Source organism: Leuconostoc falkenbergense (assembly GCF_014634805.1).
Lineage (GTDB): Bacteria > Bacillota > Bacilli > Lactobacillales > Lactobacillaceae > Leuconostoc > Leuconostoc falkenbergense.
Genome location: NZ_BMBS01000086.1, coordinates 1 through 1,741, shown reverse-complemented (window position 1 = coordinate 1,741; position 1,741 = coordinate 1). Strand labels below are relative to the sequence as shown.

Sequence of the window (1,741 nt, the reverse complement as noted above, 5' to 3'; positions counted from 1 at the left end):
CCTCGTATAGTAAGTTTAAAGACTTACATTATTTTTTATTTTTATGACTGTTTTCTCTTCACTAATTGAACACCGTATGATAGTCTCTAATTGTCATTGGCTTTGGTCAACTGGTATTGGTTTGATCCCCCTGTAGTTTAACTACTTTAAAAGACTGCCGCCCTGACAATCACTGCAATCGCCAACCACATGCTGTATCGATTATGCTGGCCACTGATATTGAGTAGTATCAGTTGTAGCTTGGACAGCCTAACCTGTGAATACTTATACGCGAGGAAGCGATATGTGATTGTAATTAGGGATTATCACGCGGTGTCCAATCTAAGACCAGACAATCTAATGGAAAGGAGGCCAATGAAATGATGAAATTATTTGTCGGTATTGATGTTAGCTCTAAAAAGCTTGAAGTGTCTATGTTAACTTCAGATATTTCTGCTAAACCGTTGTTCCAAGGTACTTTTGAAAATGACCTTAACGGTGCGACCGAAGTGAAAAAATTAATTCTTAAGCTTAATCTGTCTCAACAATTTGAGAAGATTGTGATTGGGATGGAAGCTACTTCGATTTACAGCTTCCACCCAGCTTATTTCTTTGAAAACGATGATGACTTAGCCCAGTTTAATACTCAGGCCGTCATCATTAATCCTCGCGATACTAAGAAGTATAAAGACATTTTTGAAATTCAAAAAAATGATTCAATTGATGCCTACTATATCGCTGACTTTTTACGTCTGGAACGCTATTCAACTAGTCTGGTGCGCCAAGAAAAATATGTTGCATTACAACGGTTGACGCGTTCGCGTTTTGAACTTGTTAAGAGTTTGTCACGTTCTAAACAGCATTTTCTTGAAAATTTGTATTATAAACTCAACAAGTTAGTTGTGAATGACGATCTCAATACTTCTGTATTTGGCGCTACCATGCTGGACTTACTAACTGAAGATTTCACGACCGACGATATCTCAGTTATGCCAATTGAAGAACTCGCAGACTATCTCAACTCTAAAGGTAAGGGCCGATTTGCTAATCCTAGCGCACTAGCCAAGACCATCCAAAAAGCTATTCGTGGCTCTTATCGTTTGGATAAAACGATTCAAACTTCAATTGACGTTGTTCTATCAGTCTATCTTAACGAAATTCGTTTATTTCAAAAACAAATCAAATTACTAGAAAAATCAATTGATGATCTTTTGAAGACATTTGATGAGGCACAAATCCTGCAATCTATTCCTGGCATTGGCCCAGTGTATTCAGCTGGTATATTGGCTGAAATTGGCCAAATTAAACGATTTGAAAATCAATCTCAACTAGCAAAGTATGCTGGACTCGCTTGGAAAAAATATCAATCTGGATCATTTAATGGTGACAATACGCCTATGATACATTCTGGAGACACTTACTTACGTTATTACTTAATTGAAGCTGCCAATTCTGTAAGACGTTATGATCCTGTCTTTGCGCGTTATTACCATCAAAAAGCTAATGAAGCCAAACATTCTCCACACAAACGAGCTGTCTCACTTACCGCACGAAAATTAGTTAGGGTGATTGATGTCCTACTCCGCAATCACCAAATTTATCAAAAGGAGAAAGTGGTATAGGCTATTAACTGCAACTTAACAAAGTTTAAATTCAGCTTATCATCAAATTTTATCGATGCATAAGCTTATTAAAATAGCGCTTCTTTAAGATATTTCACCTCCTTTAATTCAACCGTGATTTTAATTTCCACTTGACTTAT

Annotated in this window: 1 protein-coding gene; it reads left to right on the top strand. The window is 36.8% G+C overall.

Annotation, left to right across the window (positions count from 1 at the left end):
- The first annotated feature begins 362 nt into the window (after positions 1-362).
- Entirely contained in the window at positions 363-1,601 is a 1,239-nt protein-coding gene (locus IEU71_RS10030; protein WP_188349657.1) for an IS110 family RNA-guided transposase, read from the top strand.
- Positions 1,602-1,741: the final 140 nt, after the last annotated feature.

Excerpts from the sequence above, each read along its gene's own strand:
- IEU71_RS10030 (WP_188349657.1), top strand. The coding sequence starts at position 363 with ATGAAATTATTTGTCGGTATTGATGTTAGCTCTAAAAAGCTTGAAGTG.